Source organism: Parapedobacter sp. 2B3 (assembly GCF_041925275.1).
GTDB lineage: Bacteria > Bacteroidota > Bacteroidia > Sphingobacteriales > Sphingobacteriaceae > Parapedobacter > Parapedobacter pyrenivorans_A.
Window position 1 is genome coordinate 108768 of the sequence record NZ_JBHEUZ010000002.1, and the last position, 20430, is coordinate 129197.

11 protein-coding genes are annotated in these 20430 nt (G+C 51.3%); 8 read left to right on the top strand and 3 right to left on the bottom strand.

Translation table 11 applies throughout. The features are described from left to right. Nucleotides 1-16: 16 nt before the first annotated feature. A complete protein-coding gene (locus ACEVG1_RS02930; protein WP_374742060.1) occupies nucleotides 17-3178 on the bottom strand; it encodes a SusC/RagA family TonB-linked outer membrane protein in 3162 nt (1053 codons plus the stop codon). A 507-nt stretch (nucleotides 3179-3685) separates the two neighbouring features. Here ACEVG1_RS02930 and ACEVG1_RS02935 point away from each other — a divergent pair. Genes ACEVG1_RS02935 through ACEVG1_RS02945 form a run of 3 tightly spaced genes read left to right on the top strand, consistent with a single transcriptional unit; the run spans nucleotide 3686 to nucleotide 8417 of the window. Then, nucleotides 3686-4228, top strand: coding sequence for a T9SS type A sorting domain-containing protein (locus ACEVG1_RS02935; RefSeq protein WP_374742061.1), 543 nt, complete (start codon nucleotides 3686-3688; stop codon nucleotides 4226-4228). A gap of 12 nt (nucleotides 4229-4240) precedes the next feature. Then, a complete protein-coding gene (porV, locus tag ACEVG1_RS02940) occupies nucleotides 4241-5395 on the top strand; it encodes a type IX secretion system outer membrane channel protein PorV (protein ID WP_374742062.1) in 1155 nt (384 codons plus the stop codon). Nucleotides 5396-5429: 34 nt separating this feature from the next. Continuing rightward, on the top strand, nucleotides 5430-8417 hold the full coding sequence (locus tag ACEVG1_RS02945; protein ID WP_374742063.1) for a hypothetical protein: 2988 nt from the start codon (nucleotides 5430-5432) through the stop codon (nucleotides 8415-8417). A 29-nt stretch (nucleotides 8418-8446) separates the two neighbouring features. Here the strand turns inward: ACEVG1_RS02945 and ACEVG1_RS02950 are convergent, their stop codons facing one another. Continuing rightward, a complete protein-coding gene (locus tag ACEVG1_RS02950; protein WP_374742064.1) occupies nucleotides 8447-9208 on the bottom strand; it encodes a sensor histidine kinase in 762 nt (253 codons plus the stop codon). A gap of 88 nt (nucleotides 9209-9296) precedes the next feature. Between ACEVG1_RS02950 and ACEVG1_RS02955 the strand changes: the two genes are divergently transcribed. Genes ACEVG1_RS02955 through ACEVG1_RS02965 form a run of 3 tightly spaced genes read left to right on the top strand, consistent with a single transcriptional unit; the run spans nucleotide 9297 to nucleotide 13343 of the window. Further along, entirely contained in the window at nucleotides 9297-10748 is a 1452-nt protein-coding gene (locus ACEVG1_RS02955) for a flavin-containing monooxygenase (protein ID WP_374742065.1), read from the top strand. Between the two features lie 40 nt (nucleotides 10749-10788). Then, entirely contained in the window at nucleotides 10789-12579 is a 1791-nt protein-coding gene (locus tag ACEVG1_RS02960) for a histidine kinase (protein WP_374742066.1), read from the top strand. Between the two features lie 8 nt (nucleotides 12580-12587). Then, on the top strand, nucleotides 12588-13343 hold the full coding sequence (locus ACEVG1_RS02965) for a LytR/AlgR family response regulator transcription factor (RefSeq protein WP_374742067.1): 756 nt from the start codon (nucleotides 12588-12590) through the stop codon (nucleotides 13341-13343). 43 nt (nucleotides 13344-13386) lie between these two features. Here the strand turns inward: ACEVG1_RS02965 and ACEVG1_RS02970 are convergent, their stop codons facing one another. Next, on the bottom strand, nucleotides 13387-15321 hold the full coding sequence (locus tag ACEVG1_RS02970) for a glucosamine-6-phosphate deaminase (protein WP_374742068.1): 1935 nt from the start codon (nucleotides 15319-15321) through the stop codon (nucleotides 13387-13389). Nucleotides 15322-15771: 450 nt separating this feature from the next. Here ACEVG1_RS02970 and ACEVG1_RS02975 point away from each other — a divergent pair, with 450 nt between their 5' ends. Together ACEVG1_RS02975 and ACEVG1_RS02980 are read left to right on the top strand one after the other, a co-directional pair. Beyond that, nucleotides 15772-18936, top strand: coding sequence for a SusC/RagA family TonB-linked outer membrane protein (locus ACEVG1_RS02975; RefSeq protein ID WP_374742069.1), 3165 nt, complete (start codon nucleotides 15772-15774; stop codon nucleotides 18934-18936). A 34-nt stretch (nucleotides 18937-18970) separates the two neighbouring features. Next, a complete protein-coding gene (locus ACEVG1_RS02980) occupies nucleotides 18971-20425 on the top strand; it encodes a RagB/SusD family nutrient uptake outer membrane protein (protein ID WP_374742070.1) in 1455 nt (484 codons plus the stop codon). The last annotated feature ends 5 nt before the right edge of the window (nucleotides 20426-20430 follow it).

The following is a 20430-nucleotide window of genomic DNA, read 5'->3' on the forward strand; positions in this document are numbered from 1 at the left end:
TTCTTGTATTTTGAAGTTAAAGCGAAAAATTGATACTCATGTTGTATGTCCGGGGTGTAGGCATACCCCCAAGGTCGGCGTTGTCATACGACTCAGGATCGCCAAATGTCCAATCAGGAGCCCAAAAAGCCACATTCCGTACAGTAGCCGATATCCTTAAATTTTGGATATTAAGCCGTTGGATGAACGATGCTGGTACGGCATAGGAGAGCGATACATTGTCTAGTCGGATGAACGAACGTGAGACATAGTTTGAGCCAATATTCTTTGAACCGATGCGACCGTAATCGTTGATCGGATTATCGGGTGTCCACCGAGGTTGTTCATAATCGGTGGCCCGGTCCGCAAAGTTAGCGTTGTTTGCTGCCCGGTTATAGGTGTCATAGTGCCCCCAGTTGGAATAGACAAAAAAGGAAAAGTCAAAATTGCCATAGCGGAAATCATTCCGGAGCGACCATCGGAACCGTGGCGTGGTCCATTGCTGGAAAATCCGGTCATCATCCGTCATTACGCCATCGCCATTCTGGTCTCTGTATTTAAAGTCTCCGGGTTGCAACCCATACGGCTTTGCCTCCTCTTCCTCGCCAAGCTGCCATACGCCGATTCGCTCATAAGACCATATCCTATCCGGATCTTGGCCGATGAACCACCGATTTTTAATGTCGTCAGCTTCTCTTTGCCCGATGACATTTCCATTGGCATCCAATACATCTACCATATCTCCATAAAGCCGCTTGATTTCCCGGCGATTGAGCATAAAGATTGCTGAAGCATTCCAATTGAACTTCTCGCGCTCAATGATTCTACTGTTTAATGCCACTTCAAACCCTTTATTTTCCAATTCACCGAGGTTGGCAGCTACGCTATTGAACCCGATGATTTCAGGAAGTGCCCGATCGACCAGCAAGTCTAGTGTTGTAGATGTATAGAAATCCAATGCCGCTCCCAACTTATTGTTGAATAACGAGAAATCCAATCCAACGTTGTAGGAAGACTTATTTTCCCACCGTAGCCCTAAATTGGCCATGCGGTTGACATACAACTGGGAGTAGAGGTAAATATTACCATTTTGATCGATATAGGGATGCAGGCCGGAGGTCATGTCTGACAAGGCTTCATATTGACCGATGTCCCGATTACCATTACGGCCCCATGACAACCGCAGTTTACCGTAATCGAGCCAGCTTGATGTATTTGCCATGAATTTTTCGTCAGAGAAGTTCCATGCAAAAGCCAATGCCGGGAATGTGGCACGGGGATTCTGTGCACCGAACGCCGAATATCCATCACGGCGTACGGAAGCAGTCAGCATATAACGGTCACGCAACGAATAAAACAACCGAGCCATCAGTGCATCGCCGGTACGGTAAGTATCGTTACTCTCATTTAATGGTACGGCCCCTGCTTGCAAGCGGTGCCACCCGAGGATATCGCTGGGGCTATAGTTGGATGCCGTCGCTTTGGTCCGCCAGTACTGGCCTTTTTCCGCATTCTGCAGCAACGTCACTTCAAAATTATGGATGTCGAACCGTTTGTTCCACCTCAAGACATTGTCAATTTGCCAATTATAGGTTTTCTCGAACGTGCGTTCCGAACTCCCACCCCGATTGGCCCATTCCGGATTTTGTGAGGAATCATGATTATAATACTCGCGCCACACATAAGAAGGTGTGAAGTTGGTTTGAAACTCGATCTCAAAAGGCAACTTCACCACGCTATATAAGGTCGCGTTTAAGGTATTGTACCGATCGATACGGTCCCGGTACAGATTATCAAAAAATGGATTCTGCGGGGTGGGATCACCCGTTGGCAACCGTTGATAAGGGCTTTCGGGATCGCCGATATTATTCGATCCATAAGGCGAGATAACGGCTGACTGGCCCCAATTTGCTTGCAAGAAACCCTCGTTTCGAGTGGCAAAATTGGCATTGGCGCCCACACGAAGGAATGAGGTAATCGTAGATTCGAGATTCAGTCTGGATCGTAGGTTTTTAAATCGATTCCCTACAATGATACCTTCACGGTCTACATGGTTTAATGACCAGTAATAGTTGACATTGTCCGTCCGATTCGATATACTGACCGAATAGTCTTGTTGAACCCCTTGTTGGAAAACGAGGTCTTGCCAATCGGTAAGTGTGTTGGTCATATAATTATCAATCTCTGGAGTCTTAAATTCAAGCCGCGATAGCCATAAGCGTACCGCCTGTTCTTCGGTAACGGAAGAAACGGGTGTATTCTGGTCATAATTATACCAATCCAACTGGCTAACACTCGACAGCTGGCGCGGATCCACGAACATTTCTGGATAATCCTGATGATAGGCATCCGTACGCCTACCCATCTCGTAATCATATCGGTAAGCGATAAACTCTTCGCCGGTCATTACGCGCGGCATACCGGCATTTTCCACAAATCCGAGATTACCGTTAAACGAAATCTTCGGCTTTCCCACTTGCCCCTTTTTCGTGGTAATCAATACAACGCCGTTGGCGGCCTTGGCCCCATAAACCGCCGATGCACTGGCGTCTTTTAAAATGTCGATGGACTGGATGTCATTCGGGTTGATATCGGATAACGCCCCGTCGAATATCACGCCATCCACCACATGCAGCGGGCTGCTGCCGGCTTTCAATGTCCCTTTTCCGCGGATAAGTAGCGAAGCATCTCCTTTGGCCGTATTGCCTTGGCCGATAATCATACCCGCTGCATTTGCCCGTAATAAATCCTGTACGGACCGAGGTGCTTGGGTCTCGAGTTTTTCCGCCTGAACAGAAGCAACAGCACCCGTCAAATCCTTACGTTTTGCCGTTCCGTAGCCGATAACAACAACCTCATCGAGGTCCTGAATGTCGGCCTTTAGTATAACGTCAAATGTCGTACGTTGGTCTGTTTGAATCTCTTGCGTACTGTACCCAGTCGACGAAAAGACGAGTATCGCACCATCTTCCGGCAATGAAAGGCTATAGTGGCCTTGTGCGTTGGTTTGGGTCCCGGTCCCGGTCCCTTTTACCGTCACTGTGACACCAGCCAAAGGAAAGCCGGCATCGCCGGTGACCGTCCCCGTGACGATGCGCTGAAATACACTGCTGTAGATAATGGCAGGTTTGGATTGAATGTATTGTACGCAACAAAGCGCCAATATCAATAAAGACAATTTTGGAAACTGTTTGCTCATTGGTTTACTTTTTGGTTAAACAAAAACAAATGATGGTAGATTCGGTTTTAACTCCCCTTGCTGTGCCTAAAATCGTTGATTCCGCTACGTGGGGCACCAATCCACCTCGCCAATGATAATCGGATTTAGTAACTCGTAAAGTTGTTTCATAAAAGCCCTCCTTTTGTGGAATAATTTTTAATTGGTTCCCTCGCCAACGTAAGGTTGTTATACATTTTGTTTGTAATGCAACCACGTGTATGCCCAAATATAGTTATAGTAAACGGTGGCTATGCATACGGTGGGTAGTTGAACTGATAAGACACCTACAAAACTGTGTTTTCAACCCTTTTCAATCGGTGGACTGATTTTGCTGTTTGTAACAGGGCTGTTGCTATCAACCACTGTGCTGCCGTCGTCAATTGAAACCTAGCTTCTGTAAATTCCAGCACTCCATTGACCAATTGCGGTATTCACCAATAGGGGCAAGCGCTTAGTTTTGATCCTCGAAGTGTAAAAATGATGGCTATGAGAACTCCCGTAAACATACAGTACTACCACGAACGACGCATCACCGGCCTCCTTTGTGCAATCCTACTTGGCCTATCTATCGCACCCCTACGTGCGCAGGACCTCGTTTTGGAAAGGCAGGTGGTGGGCAGCACCGGCTACAGCATGCAGGTGGGCAGTACCATTTTTCAGTACACCGTCGGTGAGGCCGTGGTGGCAACGCTCATGCAGTCGCCCCTACTCCTCACCCAGGGTTTCCAGCAACCGGAAGTAACGGTACTCCACGACATGCCCCAGCTACCTTACCTCACCGACTTCATCGTATTCCCGAATCCGGCATCCACCTACACCACCATCCGGTTCAACCTGTTTGCCCCCGGCAATGTGCGGCTCATGCTGGTCAACAACGCCGGCCAGATCGTGTACAGTGAAGACCGCGATGTCGCCGCCGGCCAGCTGGAATACCGCATACCGCTTGAACGCTACGCATCCGGCCTGTACTACCTCGTGCTGTCGGTAGACTCATCGAGGAAATATACCGAGAAATTAATCATTCAGTAATAGACCAACGCAATGAACACCAAAACAATCACCGGCGCTTTCCTGATCCTACTCGTCGGGCTGATCCCCGCAGTGACGCGGGTAGTGGCCCAAAACAATCGGACCGTCACTACCGGTGCATCCTTCCTCCTGCTGAGCCCCGATGCCCGCAATGCCGGCGTGGGTGAGGCCGGAACAGGCCTGGAGTCCGATGCCAATGCCCTCTATGCCAACGCGGCAAAAATAGTCTTCGCCGACCGGATGGGCATCAGCCTCTCTTATACTCCGTGGATGCGCCAGCTGGTAGACGATGAGCACCTGAGCTACCTCGCGGCTTACCGCCGCCTGAGCGACCGGGAGTCGCTGGGCATGTCGGTCAAATACCTCGACCTGGGTGATGCCTCCTTCCGGGACGAAGCGGGCAACCTGCTGCAGACGTACAGCCCCGCGGAGTTTGCGCTCGATATCAGTTATGCCCGCAAATTGGGCGAGCATTTCGCCATGGCCCTTACCGCTCGGTACATCCACAGTGCGCTGGGTGCCGGTGTGTACAACGGCCTGGAAATGGATCCGGCCAATGCCTTTGCGGTAGACATCAGCGTCTATTCCGAACGGGAGCTGTTCCAGTCCAGCCAATTCGGAAAGCGCTTTGCCTGGGGAATCAACCTGAGCAATGTGGGCACCAAGATCAGCTACACCAATTCCAAAGAGAGTTTCCTGCCGATGAATTTGCGTCTGGGAACGGGCTATGCCCTCTACAACGACCCGAATAACCGGCTCACCCTGCTGCTGGACGTCAACAAACTCATGGTCCCTACATCGCCGACATACAGATTGGATGAAAATGGACAGCCCACCACCGAAATAGCACGAGGCAAAGACCCCAACAGAAGTGTGCCCGATGCGCTGTTCACGTCGCTGTTTGACGCGCCGGGCGGATTCGGTGAGGAGCTTTCCGAATTTACGGTTTCCGGGGGGTTCGAGTTCAGCTACTACCGGCAGTTTTTCCTCCGTGCGGGTTATTTCCACGAAGCACCCGATAAGGGCAACAGGCAGCACCTCTCTACCGGGCTGGGCCTCCGCGTGAGCGACTTCCAGCTGGACATGAGCTACACCATGCCGATGGCACGGCGGTATACCGTGCGCAACGAATTTAAAGCAACACTGAGTTTCAATCTCAATAACTAATTAACATCACATTAAAAATAGCTGTATCATGATTATGAAAGCAAAATTACTGACCATTGCATTTGGACTGCTGTTCGTGTGGCTGGGTGCAACGGCACAATCAGGCCTCGATGGCATCAACTACCAGGCCGTAGCCCGTAATACCGATGGCACCGTACTGGCCGAAAAAAACATCCGCGTGCGGTTATCCGTCATCGGTGAGTCGGCTGCCGGCGAGGTGCAGTACCGCGAGGAGCATCAGCTCGCCACCAATAAACTGGGGCTGTTCACGCTGCAGATCGGCCGTGGACAGGCTGACCAGGGGACATTTGCCACCATCCCGTGGCAGGATGCCAACCAGTACCTCAAGGTGGAGGTGGCTGTCGATGGCGGAATGTTTGCCGACCTGGGCACCACCCAGCTGATGAGCGTACCGTTTGCGCTGTATGCGGCATCGGGCGGGGCACCCGGAGAAACCGGGCCGCAGGGGCCGGCAGGACCACAGGGCCCGGCAGGGCCGGCAGGTCCGCAGGGCGAAAAAGGGGAAAAAGGTGATCCCAATGGCCCCGCGGGGCCGCAGGGTGAGCAGGGCGAAAAAGGCGACCAGGGCGAACCCGGCGCAGCCGGACCGCAGGGTATTGCCGGGCCGCAGGGACCGGTAGGACCGCAGGGACCCGAAGGGCCCCAGGGCGAGAAGGGCGATACCGGTGCGCAGGGACCACAGGGCGAGAAGGGTGAAAAGGGCGATCCCAATGGGCCAGCGGGACCGCAGGGACCGCAAGGCGAAAAAGGCGATACGGGCGAACAGGGCATCCAGGGGATTGCCGGACCGCAGGGTGTTGCCGGACCGCAGGGGCCTGAAGGCCCGCAGGGCGAGCAGGGCGAAACCGGTGAGCAGGGACCGCAGGGCGAAGCCGGACCAGCAGGGCCACAGGGCCCCGAAGGACCCCAGGGTGAGCAGGGCGAGAAAGGCGACCAGGGCGAAACCGGGCCAGCCGGAGCCGATGGCGAACTCACCGGCCCCGCCGGGGGCGACCTATCGGGCACCTACCCCGATCCCGTGGTGGCCAAGCTGCAGACGGTACCCGTATCCGACGCGGCACCCGCCAATGACGACGTGCTCAAATTCGACGGTACACAGTGGGTGCCGGGCGCTTTGGCGGGCGTTGGGTTTGAGCTGCCCTTTGCCGCCACGGAAAACTTAGCCAGCACGCTATTCTCCATCACCAATGAAGGGGATGGCACCGCGGGCCATTTTGAGATAAACAACAGTGCCGCAACAGTACCGGCGCTCACCGTACAAACCAATAGCGAGAATGGGCTTGGTGGCTATTTCGCACATAATAACCTTGATGGCGATGGCAGTGCGCTGAAAGCGGAAAGCAACGGTTTTACGGCAATTTCTGCCGAATTATCCGGCTCTGGTCTCGCCGCCATTTCTGCCGAGATCTCCGGCTCTGGTAGCGCCGCACACCTTGTCAGTTCAAACCCCGGAAATGTAAATGCTGCCCTCGAGGTTCAGACCAACAGCAATGCGGCGATTGCTGGATCGTTCGCCAACAGCAACCCCAATGGCAGCGGTACTGTGCTGCGGGTAGCAGGTAATGGAACCGGCACCAGTATACTGAGCCGGGCGAGCGGAACCGGCGGACACGCTGGTTTCTTCCATACCAATACCACCAACAACAATTCGAATACCCTGCGTGTGGAAACGATGGGGGGCGGGGCTGCCATAGCGGCGCGGTCGGTTTCCGGCAGCACAATCTCGGGTTTCAACAATAGTTCGGGTACCGTTTTCGAAGGAATCAGTCAGGGTAGCGGCATGGTCGCTTCCTTTCGGAGTGTGAATGCAGCGAATACGCAACCCACGTTGTTTGTGGAAGGAAACAGTAACTCCGGATACACCGTGGATATCACCTCAGCTGGCCGGACCGGACTACGAAGCACGCTAAGCTCGACCAATTCAAACAGTTCCGCAATTTCGGGCATATCAAGCGGAACAAATGGTATCGCGGGGGACTTTCAGGTCAATAACCAGGCCAATTCCAGCGTAAGCCTGCGGGCAAGAAATATGGGAAATGGGCATGCGATACTTTCCTACTCCGCCAAGGGAAGAGCTATAGAAGGTCAGAGCAGCGGTCCAGAGCCGGTGGCCTATTTCTTTACATCGGGGGCTTCTTCGACCGGGCACGTTATCCATGCTCGTAACTCCCAGGCTAATAATCCCAGCGAAGCCCTGCTAGTTGAAACAAGCAGCACCTTGGCCCCCGCCGCGCGTTTTAGCGTGACAAACGGCATTGGTTCGGCAGTGATTGGAGAAACTGCCGTCACGATCCCGAACAACAATGCCGCCGTGATGGGCCGTGCAAATAGCACTGCGGGTGGTGCCGGCGCCTTTATGATCAATAGCGCGGGAAATACCGCCACGGCGCTACGCGTGGCACACCAAGGCACAGGAAATCTGCTGACCTTAACCCGCACAAACGCCGCAAGTACTAGTGACGTATTCGTTGTGGAGTCTGCCGGCTCCGCCAACCTCGCCGTCTTCCGCAGTGGCGGCGCAAACCGGGCCCGGATCAATGCGGCCGGCGTGGGTTTTTTTAATGGTGGCACCGTTGCTGGTGGCGCCGACATCGCCGAAGCATTCGATGTAACGGGGTCGATAGACCAATACGAGCCGGGTGATGTGCTGGTGATCTCCATGGATGAAGACCGCACCGTGGAAAAATCCATGGTAGCCTACTCCGATATCGTAGTAGGCGTATATGCCACCAAGCCGGGCGTGCTCCTCACCGAGGAAGGTATCGATGACGACATCACCCACATGGTGCCGATGGGGGTGGTGGGAGTTATCCCCACCAAGGTGTGCCTCGAAGGCGGAGCCATCAAACGGGGCGACCTCTTAGTGACCTCTTCTATTAGTGGCGTGGCCATGAAAGCCGACAAAAGCAAGATCGAGGCCGGCCAAGTGATCGGCAAAGCCCTACAAGCGTATAACGGCGCCGGAGTAAGCAAGATAAAAGTATTGGTAAACGTCAAATAAACGTATCAGAAAATGACGCTCCCCTACGGTTACCCCGCATCTTTTACCAGCGCAAATTGGAGGTCTACGGCCGTCCCTTTAACTGTGCCATTGGGATCCGTAAGGTCCCTGATGGCAAAAGGAAGTGTGAGCCTATGCGACGTATTGAACAGGGCGATTCGCTTCTGGGTAATGGCAATGCCCAATGACCGCTTGGCAGCGCCCGTCCTATCCGCGGTATCGCTAGCGATTTTACGCCCCACCCCATCGTCTGCAATGGTGCAGCAGAGCACGGCATCCTGCGCGGTGATCCCGAGGTCGATGGTACCCTTAGCTTGGCGGGGGAGCAATCCATGGATGATGGCATTTTCCACAAACGGTTGGAGAACCAAGGGCGGTATCCATATCTTTTCGGTATCGATGTCACTCGCCAACGAGATGTTGATCAATAGGTCCTCGCCAAAACGGAGCCGTTCCAGCGTGAGATACTGCGTTACCAAATCAAGCTCATCGGCAAGTGTGATGGTGGCCTCTTGCGAGTACTCTAATACATTGCGTGTGAGCCGGGAAAGGCTCGTCAGGTAATGAGTTGCCAGCGGTTTGTCGTGTTGACTGATGATGGCGTTGATGCTGTTGAGGCAATTGTTAAGGAAATGGGGGTTCATCTGCGCACGCCAAGCCATGTCTTCCAGCTCACTCACGCGCTGCTGATGCATGAGGCTGATATGAGTGGTTTGTTTTCGGAAATACCACCAGCAACAGCCTACTGTCAGCAGAGCAGCGCCTCCCGCAATGAAAAAATAGGTAATCATGTTTATACATAATTGGACCGCGTAAAGTAAGTGAATTTCAAGCAACTATCGCGAAAAAAGAAAAAGAAAATTTCAATTAAATATCCAAATGAAACATATAGGAATCATCGGGGCCGGCATCAGCGGCCTCACCACAGCAAAAACCTTTATGCAAAAGGGCTACCTGGTAACGGTACTGGAGAAGGCAGATGCCATTGGTGGCGTATGGCACAAACGGTGCTCATACGTCGGGGTAACCACCCAGACCACCCGCGATGAATATGCGTTCTCGGATTTTCCAATGCCTGCACATTATCCGATGTGGCCCACGGGTGAGCAGGTTCGGCAGTACCTGCATGACTACGCCACACATTTCGGGATCATGCCCTGCATCCGCTTCGGTACGACGGTGAAAAGCATGTACTATGACGGGTTCAATTGGGTGGTACGGCTACAAGATGACGAGACAGTAACGTTCGCCTATGTGGTGGTTTGTACCGGCACGTTCCACGAACCGCATGTACCTAAAATCCCCGGCATGGATACTTACCTTAATGCCGGCGGTGCGATACGACACTCTTCCGAAGTGCTGGATGCCGACCAGCTAACGGACAAGGACGTGGCGGTAGTAGGATTTGCCAAATCAGCCACTGATATGGCGACCGTAGCGGCAGAGGTCGGGAAAAGCTGCACGCTGGTTTATCGCCGTGCCCAGTGGAAGGTGCCGCGCTATTTCGGCAATATCATCAATATGAAATATTTGTTGTTTTCTCGCTTTTCGGAAGCGTTTTTCAATGCGCGCAAAAAGCCGATTTTTCAGCGTACCTTGCATTCGATAGGCAGGCCGTTGGTTTGGGCGCAGTGGCGTGCCCTTGAGATGCTGCTGAAAAAACAATTTCGGTTAAAAACTTGTGGCATGTTGCCGGCTCATCGCATCGAAGACCAGATCAGCTGCAGTTTGGGGGTTGAACCCGTGGGGTTCTATAAAATGGTCGCCGAAAAGCAGATTGTCGGGTTCTGCGCAGAGGTGAAACGCTTTGAAGGTCGAACCATGGTGTTAACCAACGGCGAGGTTCTGCAGCCCGACGTGGTGATATTCGGGACGGGCTTCAGGCAACGCCTACCGTTTCTTGGTGTGCAATACCAGGAAATGATTACCAATGCGAATGGCATGTACACGCTATATCGAAACATCGTACATCCGGACTTACCACAAATGGGCTTCGTGGGCTTTAACTCGAGTTTATTTACCACATTGACCTCAGAGGTGGCTGCCCACTGGCTCGCTGCGGTGGTTTCGGGCGACCTGATACTGCCTCCTGCCGAAGACATGCTCGAGGAAATGAGGGCGATGGAAAGATGGCGGTGTGAAGCGCGGCCCATAGCGGCCGAATTCAGCGGTCTATGTGTAGCGCCCTTCAATTACCAGCACCTCGACGAGCTGATGACGGACTTGGGCCTCCGTACACAGGCTTCCCGAAACTTCATCCGTGAGTTTTTTAAACCCATTAACCCAAAAGACTACAAAAAAATGCTTGCAGGAAAACCGAAGGCTTTTTAATCCCATTTTATTACCTTCGCCATAAGGAACTCACTGTAGAATGCGCCGCACGAAACAATACCTTGCCCGACTTATTTCCCTATCCCTGGTATTGGGTGTCGGGATGATTGCGGCGTCAGCACAGGAAATGGATAGCTGGGCAACCGTCCAGAAAAACGGCGGGGGCACCATCACGGCATTGTGGTATGACATTGATCCCTTCATTTTTGAAGACCAAAATGGTGAACTGCAAGGCGTTGAGTTTGAACTGATGGAGTCCTTTGTAACTTGGATCAAGAAAAGGTACGGATATGAGGTGCGGGTCAAATGGTCGGATGCGGGAAGTTTCAATGCCATCTATGACCGTGTCCATCAGGCCAGCAACCAAGGCTTATTCGGGTGGTCTTTCTTTTCGATCACGCCTGACCGGCGCCAAGAGGTTGGATTTACCCCGCCGTATATGCCCGATATCAACGTATTGGTGACCAATGAACTCATGCCCACGTTTACGAATGAGTCGGCGTTCCTAGACACGATTGCGCACCTGCGCGGTTACACGATGCAGTATACCGCCATGGAGAAGGATATGGAAAAGCTTATCCGCGGATTCGACATACCCATTTCCCGGCAATATGACGACTATGAGATACTGGAAAAAATCGCGAGCGATGGGAATGCCTTCGGTTACGTACCGCTTACTGTGTATGTGGTAAGCTTGCAGAAAGGAATCAAAGTAAAAAGACAGCATCTATTTGCCACCGAAAGACCGGGATTGGCCGGTATCTTCCCTAAAGCCAGCGATTGGCAACCTGTGGCCAACGAGTATTTCCAGAGTTTTGAGTGTAAACGGTTGGTCAACACGCTGCTCGCCAAATACCTGGGCAGCGAAATCGGTGGTATCATCTTGGAAGGACCCGGTGCCAGCCCCGACAGGCAGCGCGACGCCGAACTTGAATTGGTAACCAAGGAGCGTGAAATCGTATCGCAACGATTGGCTAGTACACTGCTGGCATCCCAGCGTGATAAAATACTCCGGAACGTGAGCATCCTAATGATTGCTATAGCGATCATCATCGTTATTCTGATCTATAACCGATACCGGATGAAAACACGCTTGACTAAGCTATTGACCCAACGCAACACCGTAATCGAAAGGCAAAACCGGGATATTGAGCGGATTAACAGACGGTTGCACATGCGGGTGCTGCAAGCCCAGATAAACCCCCACTTTTTATTCAACTCCCTCAACGACCTGCAGTATTACATCAACAAGGGCGATACCAGCACCTCGTTGAGCTACGTATCGCGTTTTTCCCGATTTATCCGAGAGCTTATCACGCAGGCCAATGAACCGGAAATTACCCTGGCTCAGGAGGAGCGCTTTTTGAGCCTTTACCTCGAACTTGAAAAGATGCGTTATGGGGGCAAGTTCGACTACGCCATTGCCATGGCGGATGGCACTCCGCGCGATATTACAGGAATACCCCCATTAATCATCTACCATTACGTGGAAAATGCACTGTACCACGGTATCCTCAACATAGAAGGAAAAGGAGAAGTTACCATAGCTTTCAGCTACCACGAGCCTTATTTGATCTGTACGATTACAGACAACGGTTGTGGCCGTGAAGCGGTTAAGGCACGAAACCAGAAGCGCGACGCAAACGACACAACCCCCTATAAGGGTCTTCTCCGCGACCGCATACGCGTCTTGAATGAGGAAGTGCCGGATCGCGTGTTGGTGAATGTAAAAGATCTGGTGTCGCCAAACGGGACCCCGGCAGGCACGCAGGTGGAGTTACGGCTCCTGGTCAATTCACGGACGCGAGAGGAAATTGTGTTTGATTACTGACAAGGCACATGCAAAAAGCAATTATTATTGAAGACGAGGCCCGCAGTAGAGAGCTGCTGTGCGACCTCGTAACCTCCAATTGCCCGCAAGTGGAGGTTGTGGCCCAAACGGGCACAATTGACGAAGCCGTTTCGCTTATCAGGGCGCACAACCCTCATTTACTTTTTTTGGATATTGAGCTTCAAACCGGAACAGGCTTCGAAGTGCTCCAACAGGTTGCCGACCTCAGCCCTGCGGTTATATTCACGACGGCATACGACCACTATGCGATAAGGGCCATCAAGTTTAGCGCCGCCGACTATTTGCTCAAACCCATCGACGTGGAAGAATTGAAAGATGCGGTTAACAAAGTGGCCGGTAGAACAGTGGAGAGCCAACACAAGTTGATGGTGTCGTTGATAGAAAACCTACACCAGTTGAAACATCACCACCCGCCCAGGCTTACCCTGTCCTTAGCTAATGAGTTTATATTTGTTCATCTGGAGGAAATCATCCGGATTGAAGCCGCTGGTGCGTACTCCACCTTTTACCTGACCGATGGCCGCCAAATTATGGTAAGTAAGAACCTCAGGGAATATGAATTGTTACTTTCGGGACACGCATTTATGCGGGTGCATAACTCACACATTATCAACCTCAACCAGATCAAAAAAATGATAAAATCAGACGGTGGATATGCGGTGATGACCGACGATTACCCAGTGATGATTTCACCAAAAAAGAAAGAAGCCTTCATTTATGCAGTAACCAAGCGGAGCCTGTAAATAGAGATGTCGCCAACAGCAAAATGCCATTGGCGACGGGAATCTATGCTTCGTCTTCCTCGAACTTCCACCGAACGAAAGCCTCGATCGCCTCGTACTCGGCCATGCCCAACCGGTCGTATAGTTTTGCTGTTTCGCGCGTGCGCTCTTCCGCACGCACCCAGAATTCGCGCGCGTCGTCGCCGGGAAATACGGGCAGGTCCTTCTGCGATTGGTGCTTGAATATCGCATGCCGCTTGCGCAACACCTCATTTGGCGAGAGCGGCACCGCCATTTCGATTTCGTGGATTTCGAATTCGTGCCAAGCGCCGCGGTAAAGCCACAGCCAGCAGTCTCTCGTCCACGCTTCGGTTTTCCGGAGCCGGGTCATCGCTTGGTGGATGATATCGAAACACACTTTATGCGTACCGTGCGGATCGGCAAAGTCTCCTGCGGCAAAGATCTGATGGGGTTTGATCTGCTGCAGCAGCTCCATGGTGGCCGTAATGTCGTCTTCGAAATCGAGCGTTTTGCTGTACTTGCCCCGGTCGTAGAACGGCAGGTTCTGGAAATGGATGTTTTCATCGGGCAGCCCGGCAAAGCGTGCACCGGCGATGGCCTCCCCTTTGCGGATGAGCCCCTTCACGGTGAGCAGTTCGGTGGTATCCATTTGGTTGGGCTTCTTGCCCGCAATAAACTGGCGTGCATCGCGGTAGAGCACTTCCAGTTTCTGTGTATCGATGCCCTGCGACTTAGCGAAATCGGTGGCAAACTCAATGAAACGGAGCGCGTCATCGTCCCAAACGGCGGTATTGCCCGACGTTTGGTACGCCACATGCACGTCGTGCCCTTGGTCGGCCAACCGGATAAACGTGCCGCCCATGGAAATCACGTCATCGTCGGGATGCGGCGAGAAAATAATCGACCGTTTCGTTGCCGGGTCGCGGCGCTCGGGACGCTGGCTATCGTCTGCATTGGCCTTACCGCCCGGCCAGCCGGTGATGGTGTGCTGCAGTTGGTTGAAAATATCGATGTTGATATGGTATACAGGCCCCTTTTCGGTGGCCAGCTGTGCCATGCCGTTGGTATTGTAATCGTCTTCGGTAAGTTTGAGGACGGGCTTATTGAGTGCTTGCGAAAGCCACACCACCGCTTTCTTGATGGTTTTGCGATCCCATACGCAATCTTTTACCAACCACGGCGTGTCGAAACGCGTCAGCAGGGATGCAGCGTCTTCGTCGAGTACGAACTCCACGCTGTCTGACAGCTGCAAGTAGGTGGCTGGCACCTCGGCAGAAAGCTCGCCCTCAACGGCTTTCTTCACGATTTCGGCCTTTTTCTGGTTCCACGCCATGAGGATGATCTCGCGGGCCTTGAAAATCGTGCCGATACCCATCGTAATAGCCTTGGTAGGTACATTCTCTTTGCCACCGAAGTCACGTGAGGCATCCCGGCGGGTAAGATCATCGAGTGTAACCAGCCGCGTACCGGAATTAGGGGCCGACCCCGGCTCGTTGAATCCGATGTGGCCGGTACGGCCGATACCTAAAATCTGCAGATCCAACCCACCCAGTGCGGTGATTTTTTGTTCGTAGGCTAAGCAGTAATCATGGATGGCTTCCATGGGCAATGTGCCATCGGGAACATGCACGTTGGTGCGCTCGATGTCTACGTGGTCAAAGAGATGCGCATTCATGAAAGTCACATAGCTCTGTTCCGAATCGGGTTGCATCGGATAATACTCGTCGAGGTTAAAGGTAACCACATTTTGGAAACTGAGCCCTTCCTCCCGGTGTAAGCGGACCAACTCCGCGTATACCTTTACAGGAGTTGCACCTGTAGCGAGGCCAAGGATGGCCTGCTCACCTCTTTCTTTCTTGCCGCGGATAAGGTCGGCGATACGTTTGGCCACCGCCAAGGAAGCCGCGGTGGGGTCGGAGTAAACACTTACGGGTACTTTCTCGAAGCGTGTTTCTTCCAGTAAATTTAATCTTGCCATTGTAAGGAATTACGTAAAAGGTGAGAAGCAAAAATAGTTATAAATGACATATATACAGCAAGTTTTTGGTGAAATATTTGTTGATCCATGTGGATTACGCTACGCAATCGTATGCACGAAAGGTTTTTTTTCGGGGACCTTACGGGTATTTTGTTTTCTACCGCCCAACCTTACGATTCGAGTGAGTAAGTACGTCATGTAATTACACTGTTATACACAATCGATTGCGTAAAATGAACAAACGGTTGCGTTGCTCCAGCGTTTCTTTTTGTCAAAAATCTACGTTAATCTTGTTTTGTCATTTCGGGTTTAACCCTACTGGCTGCACAATTCATACTGATTATATAACTAGTTTAAACTGAGGGAGGCTACACAAGTGAGGCGTACGGAATCGTACATCGGGCTTGACGCTTTTTACTAAAAGTTTATACATCAAACAACAAATGCACCATGATGAAACACTGTTTTACAACGTTAACGCTGCTATTTTGTGTCGTATGGGCACAGGCACAACAGCTAACGGTAACTGGTACCGTTAAGGACAAAGATGGCGTACCGCTGGCCGGAGTAACGGTCTTCGAGAAGGCCGTAGCTGCCAATCAAGTCCAAACCAAGGAGGATGGCCAGTATAGTATCACTGTAGATGGCCAAAAAAGCATTTTAGTGTTCAGCTATGTAGGCTTTGAACCCGCTGAACACGCGGTCGGTACCCGCACTCGTGTCGATGTGTCGCTATCAGAAGACGTATCTTCGCTAGACGAGGTAGTCATTGTGGGCTACCAACGCCAGTCGCGAAAAAAATCGACGAGTGCTATACAGGTTATCGGCGGCGAAGAAATTGAAAACCTACCCGCTCCGAGTTTCGAATCCTTACTTCAAGGGCGCGTATCTGGGGTAAACATCCAAAATTTCACCGGCGCCCCGGGTGCACGTAATACCTTTACCGTTCGTGGTAATACGACCATCTCGCAGGATTTGGGCTCCGAAATCGACTTGGCTAACACATTGAGTTCACCGCTTTTCATCATCGACGGAATGCCGGTATCGACCAATGACCTTGCCGGCTCCATGGCTACCGGTACCAATTACATTGCGGGAATCAATGTAAATGATATCGCCACTATTGTTGTGCAAAAGGATGCCGCGGCCACCGCGGTATGGGGGTCGCGGGGGGCAAATGGCGTCATTGTGATCAATACAAAAAAAGGACGGCTCGGGAAGCCTAGCGTCCGTATCGGTTACTACGCGGGCATGACACAAACCCCCGAACTACAACGTACCATCGCAGGGGCGCAGGAACGTCGGCAAAAAATGGGCTTAATGAAAGAATACGGTACGCATGACCAACTTGCAAATATCCCGCAGGTGCTTACAGACAGCCTCAACCCGAGTTTCAACAATGCTACCGATTGGCAAGAGTTATTCTATAATACAGGAATGCTCCAAAACATGGATGTTAACTTTTCAGGGGGCACTGAGCAATTGAACTATCGGCTTGGATTAAATTACTACGATGAAGACGGTATTGTCAGGAACACCGGATTCACCCGTTATTCCCTCCGAGGAAACTTTAATTTCAACCTTTTCCCCATCGCACGTACCAACCTTATCGTCGCCGCTTCCCGCATGAATCGGAAGCGCGGCTTAGGCCGAACCCCTATAGATAATATCACACCTATCAATGCCGCTACACTACCTGCGTCTTTCATCCGGTTGGAGGATGCCGATTACGAATTTTACTATGGGCAATATGACCAATTGAAAGACGACAACATCACCGACGCCTTAAGCGTGTTTTCACAAACCGATATCGACATCCTAAAAAACTTGACGTATAGTTTTCAGGGCTCTATGCAGGGTACCTTAGACCGGCGAGACAGGTTCATGCCCACGACGATAGCAAGCGGTGGTCAATCCTTTGCCGCATCCGAGAAAAACGACAATTACGTTTACAACATTGCCAATATCATCAACTATACGCAAACCGTGGCCAATGAACATACGTTCATCCTCACGGGCATGCAGTCTCTTGATTACACGCAGCATAAAAAGTCCTATCTTATTGGATATAATGTGCCTACAGACGATATAGAGGTAGTAACCGGAATTGCACAACGGGACCTCTCGGGATATTCTGATATTCGTGAAGCGGGCCTGTTGTCTTTTATGGGCCAATTTGCTTACGATTACAAATCGAAATATATCATCAATGCCTCCTGGCGCGCCGATGCGTCGTCTAGATTCGGCACCAACACCAAATGGGGTTATTTCCCCGCGGTATCATTTGCTTGGAATATCTCCGACGAAGCCTTTCTACAGTCCGTACCCTGGGTGAGTTTGCTCAAATTCCGTGCAAGCTGGGGTGAGTCAGGAACGCTTCCGCGCGATTTCTATGCACCGTTTAATGTGTGGGATCTTCCTTCCACCACCTACCGTGGCAATACCATCGCTGTCCCATCATTCTATCAGCCATTAACACTCACCAACCTCACGTGGAACAAGTCGGCCCAAACAAACATTGGAACGGATTTCTCCCTTTTCGGAGGTAGATTTAATGGTATGATCGACGTATACCGTAAGGAAACCAAAGATCCGATCATGTCTTTTGACTTCCCTTTCTATACCGGATATACCAGTTTGTCATATAATGTTCCGATGACCATCCTCAACGAAGGTGTTGATGTACAGCTTACTTCAAATAACCTCAAAGCGTCCAGTGCACTGCAATGGTCTACCACGCTCAATCTTAGCTATAACAAGAATAGGTTGGGCTCCCTGCCAAACGGGGACCGTTCATTTTACCAGGGTGCCAGAGGTGGACAGCAACTCTTGTTCTCTGTGGGCTCTCCTATCTACCAGTGGGCACAGATGATTTATCAAGGCGTGTATACCCATGCCAATGAAATTCCTGTTAATCCGGTAACAGGCAGTAGACTTACTTATTTTAAGGGCAACTATGCAGTCCAGCCCGGGTTTCCCGATTGGCAGGATATCAATGGCGATTGGGATGTTTGGAGCGACGAAGACCGTGGAGCAGCAGATGGTGATCTAACCCCAACGGGCGACCCAAATCCGAGATTTACGGGCGGGTTATATAACGAATTTAACTGGAAGGGTATTTCCGTTGGAATCCTCGGTGTGTTCACTTTCAAACGAGACATCATCAATACTTTTATGGCCGATCAGTACAATGGCGTATGGAACTTCGGTGGCATCAACAATTTTGCTAACCAACGGCTTCCCGATTACAGCAAAGAAAACTATTGGACGCCAAGCAAGGCGGAGGACCCTAATTACCAAGCGGACTTTCCCTCGTTGAGCCCTTATGGCCCCAACTATTATCAGTTTCTCCCTTTCAGTACCTTGTGGAATGAAAACGGTAATTATTTTAAAATAAAAACCGTTACGTTGGGTTATTCCTTTTCCTCCCAACTGTTGCAACGCGCCGGCATTGGGTTACAGGGCGCACGCTTGTACGCTATCATGGATAATATCTTAACTTTTCAATCAGCTTCCGTCCCCGATGCCGAGCTGATCACCCCGCAAGGTGAATACGATGGCGGGGCATATCCATTGCCGCGCAAATTTACGTTCGGCGTGGAAATCACCTTTTAATTCTTAATTGGATAACGTTGAAATGAGGATAATCATGAAAACACGACTTAATAGAATATTTACATACCTGATGGCCGTAGCTATTACAGGTAGTGCACTTATCGGATGCCAAAAGTACATCAATCTGGAACCGAAAAACTCAACTTACGACGGTGTATTCTGGGTGAATGGAGCTAACGTGCAAAAAGCGCTATCGGGCGCATACTCGATGCTTCGTAACGCTTTTCGCCAAGACCGAAGTTATTTTATCTTTGGAGACGTTGCGGCCAATAATTTCGTGTTGGGCGGTGATTTCTGGAACTATAATACGTTCGTTGAAAGCGGCAATTTTCGATTTGGCTATGCGCCTTATCTAGAAGGCTCTGTATGGAATTGGAGCCGGTTTTACGGCATCATCAACCAATGTCACCTCATCGTAGAAAACACCGCTGCCATTGATGTATCGAAATTTAGCGGCGGCGAAGCCCAGCAACGGCAGCTCGAAGGCGAAGCCCGCTTTCTGCGCGCATTTACCTATTTTTATATGCAGCGCGTTTGGGGAGACGTCGTACTTACCAAAGAATCATTCCGCGATCCGCAGAATATCCCAATCATCCCACGTATCCCGGAAGAAGAAACATTAGCGTTCTGCATTGAAGACTTGGAGAAAAGCATCGCGCTTCTGGACAACGCCAGTGATAAAGCACTGGCCGGTAAAGGGGCTGCACAAGCACTGCTTGCACATATCTATGCCTGGAAGCATGATTACCAGCAGGCCGAATCGTATGCCAACGACGTCATCAATGGCCCCTACGCTTTGGAGGATATCGAAAACTATGTCGATATCTGGAAAGGCAATTCGCAAGAAAGCATCTTTGAACTGAACATGCTGTTTGATGCCGTAAGCAACGAAGCGACTTCAGGATTCTTCAATATCTTTTTAACAGACCCCTTTATCCGCAACAAGTCGGCTGCATCGTCTTGGACCATAGGGCAAGAAGTTTCTCAATTACTTTTTGACGAGGACGAGGCTCGGTTTGACACGATAACGACCCCGGGGGCAAGTTCGACACTGCTGTTGAATAAATACCGAGGTGTCGACTACTACGATGCCAACAATCCCAACACCTATGTAGTCAGCAACAACCTGGTGTTGTACCGGCTGGCCGATATCTACTTGCTGCGTGCGGAAGCGCGCTTCAAGAACGGCAACGAAACCGGGGCGCTAGGAGACCTCAATGTTATTCGTCAACGCGCTAAGCTAGCGGATTTCGCTGGTTCCGGCGATGCGCTCTTCAACGAAATCTTTGACGAGCGGCGTCGCGAACTGATAGGCGAAGGCCATACGCAGTTTGACATGATCCGGATGGAGCAACTGCAACGGTTGTACCCCTCGCAATATACCGACGAGCGGATCGCAAAACAAGGGTATTATTGGCCATTGAATATGCGCACCCTGCTTCCGCAAAACCCGGAACTCACCCAAAATGAATGGTGGAGTTCAAACTAGTGTCA

Excerpts from the sequence above, each read along its gene's own strand:
- ACEVG1_RS02930 (WP_374742060.1), bottom strand. The coding sequence starts at position 3,178 with ATGAGCAAACAGTTTCCAAAATTGTCTTTATTGATATTGGCGCTTTGT.
- ACEVG1_RS02935 (WP_374742061.1), top strand. The coding sequence starts at position 3,686 with ATGAGAACTCCCGTAAACATACAGTACTACCACGAACGACGCATCACC.
- porV (WP_374742062.1), top strand. The coding sequence starts at position 4,241 with ATGAACACCAAAACAATCACCGGCGCTTTCCTGATCCTACTCGTCGGG.
- ACEVG1_RS02945 (WP_374742063.1), top strand. The coding sequence starts at position 5,430 with ATGAAAGCAAAATTACTGACCATTGCATTTGGACTGCTGTTCGTGTGG.
- ACEVG1_RS02950 (WP_374742064.1), bottom strand. The coding sequence starts at position 9,208 with ATGATTACCTATTTTTTCATTGCGGGAGGCGCTGCTCTGCTGACAGTA.
- ACEVG1_RS02955 (WP_374742065.1), top strand. The coding sequence starts at position 9,297 with ATGAAACATATAGGAATCATCGGGGCCGGCATCAGCGGCCTCACCACA.
- ACEVG1_RS02960 (WP_374742066.1), top strand. The coding sequence starts at position 10,789 with ATGCGCCGCACGAAACAATACCTTGCCCGACTTATTTCCCTATCCCTG.
- ACEVG1_RS02965 (WP_374742067.1), top strand. The coding sequence starts at position 12,588 with ATGCAAAAAGCAATTATTATTGAAGACGAGGCCCGCAGTAGAGAGCTG.
- ACEVG1_RS02970 (WP_374742068.1), bottom strand. The coding sequence starts at position 15,321 with ATGGCAAGATTAAATTTACTGGAAGAAACACGCTTCGAGAAAGTACCC.
- ACEVG1_RS02975 (WP_374742069.1), top strand. The coding sequence starts at position 15,772 with ATGATGAAACACTGTTTTACAACGTTAACGCTGCTATTTTGTGTCGTA.
- ACEVG1_RS02980 (WP_374742070.1), top strand. The coding sequence starts at position 18,971 with ATGAAAACACGACTTAATAGAATATTTACATACCTGATGGCCGTAGCT.